General features: G+C 42.8%; 2 protein-coding genes. One reads left to right on the top strand and one right to left on the bottom strand.

Translation table 11 applies throughout. From position 1 onward, the window contains the following. Window positions 1–130 precede the first annotated feature (130 nt). Complete coding sequence (locus tag CP363_RS10275) at window positions 131–1,009, bottom strand: IS982 family transposase (protein ID WP_095183528.1); 879 nt, start codon at window positions 1,007–1,009, stop codon at window positions 131–133. A gap of 109 nt (window positions 1,010–1,118) precedes the next feature. Here CP363_RS10275 and CP363_RS10270 point away from each other — a divergent pair. Beyond that, the coding region (locus tag CP363_RS10270) for a YSIRK-type signal peptide-containing protein (RefSeq protein WP_143468721.1) at window positions 1,119–3,802 on the top strand (2,684 nt) is incomplete at its 3' end.

The raw sequence follows: 3,802 nt of genomic DNA, 5'->3' as shown, positions 1-3,802 counted from the left end.
AATAAAAAAGTCAATCAACGAGAGAGATTATTTACACAAACTTCTTGACAGTCTCACATTGAGCGTCGATATGAGGTATTCAACGTAACTTTTTCTTGAATAAAAATATCAACTTAATACATGAGTAACGTCAATTGCTAGTTTGTAACATTCCAAATTTTGCTAGATTATTCGTCATGACAAGTGCCTCGATCTGTGCTTGCAATCCCACCAAACTACGAGCATAAGTCTGTTCGCTTCCCAAGAGTTTCAATTTAGCAAATGCAGTCTCAATAAGGCGACGCGTCCGCTTACGGGCTGACCGATTATGCTGTTTTGCACCTTTCATATTTGAACGATACGGCGTCCAGATGTCGTGACCTTGTTGCTCAACCTTACTTCGTAAGTCTTTACCGACGTAGCCGACGTCAGCTAGAATTTGTGGACAAGGGCAGTTTTGAATCAATTCTGGAGCAGCCTTAACGTCATGGATTGAAGCTGGTGTCACTTCATAATCGAGAATCAGGCCGCTAGGTTCTACGATCATGTGAACTTTGAAACCATAGAAGTACAGCTGTTTCGTAGCGTTATAGCCAATGTTAGCAATCCCAGCAAACAAGCGAGCTCGAGCATTACGAACCCCTTGACAAAGCGGGAGCGGATAACTATCGATAATGGCTGTTTGGGAGGGCGTAGTCCACGTTAACAAGCCTCGGCGAATTGCTTGAAAAACTGGTGTGACCTGGTTAATCCGACGGATTAGGCGGGAATACTCCAACAAGGGTAACGAAGGGATCGTAGCTTGCACTAAATCGTAAAAGGCCGTCCAAGTTGAAACATGATATTGCGTTTTGAGGAGCATTAGGGCCATTATCTCAGCGTCAGATAGTTTGACGTGTTCAATATTGCGCCATTCCATAAATTTTCGTGGGACAAAATCTTGCATCAACTGTTGTAATTCAGAACAAGTGTGGGCAAAAACCGCTTGAAAATCATGGCGATCATAACTAGACTTAAAGTAGCTTAACAAGGCAAAGACTCCTTTTTTAGTCTACTTTGAGTCTAACCTTGTTAGACTTTTTTTGTTAAATGTTACGAACTAGCAAATCGCGTAATTTAACTACAAGGAGAAATGACATATGAGAATTTCCAAAGCAAATCAAAAACTTCAGCAGCAATTGGCAGCGCAACGCCAAGTCCAACATTTTGGCTTGCGTAAGCTTTCAGTGGGGGTCGTGTCAGTGTTACTGTCGACTTCTCTGTACTTCGGGACTACCAGCGTGGCCCACGCCGCAAGCGGGGTGCCCAATCAAGCATCGACCGCTAGTGAAGCTCCAGTTGATGATAATGTAGAGCAAAAGATCCCTAGCAGTGCTGTCGGTCCTAAGGATGCCACACCCGGGGGAGCTCCAGTTAATCCAGTTGATGATAAGGTAGATCAAAAGATCCCTAGCAGTGCTGTCGGTCTTAAGGATGCCACACCCGGGGGAGCTCCAGTTAATCCAGTTGATGATAAGGTAGAGCAAAAGATCCCTAGCAGTGCTGTCGGTCTTAAGGATGCCACACCGGTTCCGCCGGTTAGTGGACAAGATCGTGCTTCAATCGGTTCGATTTCAAAGGAAACGGTGGATCTAAGTGGTACACCAGTTTATGATGACTTTAATACTTGGGCCGGCTATAGTACAAATGAATTTGGCCCGAATAAGACAATTTCGGTTGTCGTAACCCAGGACGCTAATAATCCTAACTTAAAGCACTATGAAATCACCTTTTTGCCAACGAGTCGTTTTTATAACGGTGATGGTAATCGAGATTACAAAATGTCCAATGCCCGGATGGGATTCGCGTTATCTAAGGATTTAACCATTGTCGGAAATATTAATTTTAAGACGTATTACTACTTAAATAATGCGGACAACTTTAAGGATGGTAAGACGAGTGATGCTAAAGTTCTAGATAAAGAGTTCCTAATCGATCATGGCAAACTTTATGATGCGCAAGGGCACTCGCTCAGTAAAGTCTTTTATTCGGACTATGGTGCGTGGTCAAATGCTTGGAGTCAAGCTAGAAGGGATGCTAATTATAGCCATGATCAATCCCTCTTAATTAGTAATATGAAGTATGCGGATAATGCAACCCAAGTTCATAATCACTTTTTCAATGATGTTCCCGGTTGGGATGGGACTTCACCTCGGGTTTCATATTGGGGACAGCGTGAGGTGCAACGGCAAGGTAAAGGGATGGGGATGTTTGCTGAGTCGATCACGATGAATGCTGATAGCAATCCTTCCACCAAGGGTCAATATAATCAGTATGACTTTACCCAAGCATATATGTGGAAGTCTTGGGGGGCATGGAATAATACGCAGGCCGGGACTTATACGGTTTCGTTCGATGCGATTTCCAATCCTGATATTAAGGCTAAACAGACTTTTTCGGGGGTAATTACGGCCTTTGGGACGTTTCAACAAAATTCATCTTATTACTACGGTCACCTTACCGGTGAGGAAATATCTAAGGTTCGGGAATATAAGAATATTACCGTCCAGGTGGAGGATAAATTTGATACCAAGGGCTTAGAAAATGTTACGATGCCAGAGCGGGAAATTACTATTGGGTATCAAAAGATTACTAATAAGGTTGAAGGGGTTGGGGTTATCTATACCGTAGAGAATCCCTACGATCAGTATAAAAATATTAGTGACACGTATTCTAGCGCGGTAGTGAATACTGGTGATACCTTTACCCACCAATATTCCGTAAATGTCATTGTTCCAAAGGCTGGAACGCAAATCGTATACCTTGATGCTAACCAAACTGCACCCGCTAAAACGGCTGACGGCAAGAATTTGATGGCGGATGAATATACTCCGGAAGATATTGCGAAAGATACTGGTGTAACGGCGCCAGAAATTAAAGGGTATACCTTAACTCAAACCCGTTCATTTGATGCGAAAACGGGAACGTTAACGGTTACCAATAATTATGTGCGGACGGTTCCATTGGAGGAATTAAGCAAGGAAGTTACGGATTATACAACTAAGGTTAAGGATTTTTTGAGCTATGTTACTAGTGATGACTTCTTTAACGCTTGGAAGTATAACCCAACAAACCAAACGGTAACCCCACCACAAGATAGTCCAACCGCATATGAAGAGGCATACAAAACAAGGCTAGCAGCCTTAAATGATGCCGCCAAGACTTTGAAAAATGATATTAGTGCCTTGGACCCAGCTAATTATGCGGAATATGGTCATCAATACAACAGTTTGCTAGATACGTATACGAGGGCGGTAGCACCATTTGATTCAAGTACGGGTACCTTAGTAAAGGATTTAAGTACTCTTTATACTGACCTAAGTAAACAAGATCCACAGTTAGATTGGTCTAATCTTCCAATTGATGGGCAAGCCAATGGTAATATTTACCGGAGTAACTTATCTGATTCACTTTCTAGTTGGATGCGGACGATTGGTAGTAAGAGAACCCCAGGAACGATTATTAAGGGGATTTATGATTTAGTCGATGGGGCCGAAAATATCAAGACTACTCCGCGGTACACTGAAGCTAGTCAACCTAGACAAGCGGCCTTTGATCAGGCCTTGAAAAACTTAAAGCCGCAGCTGACAAACGTGACGAACTTTAAGGACTTGGGGGATTACTATAACCTAATGTATTCCCAAAATAAGTTAAAAGAAGCAATTTATCGGCTTGATCATGTCACACCGGAGGAAAGTAGTAGTACGAGCGGGTCAAGTGATGATGGTAATAATGGCAGCCATAACACTAACCCTGGTGATAATGGCAGCCATAACACTAACCC

Source organism: Lactobacillus sp. UMNPBX12, from assembly GCF_002553955.1.
GTDB classification, from domain to species: domain Bacteria; phylum Bacillota; class Bacilli; order Lactobacillales; family Lactobacillaceae; genus Lactobacillus; species Lactobacillus crispatus.
Note: the sequence above shows the minus strand (reverse complement) of the source record. Positions and strands in the feature narration are given on the sequence as shown.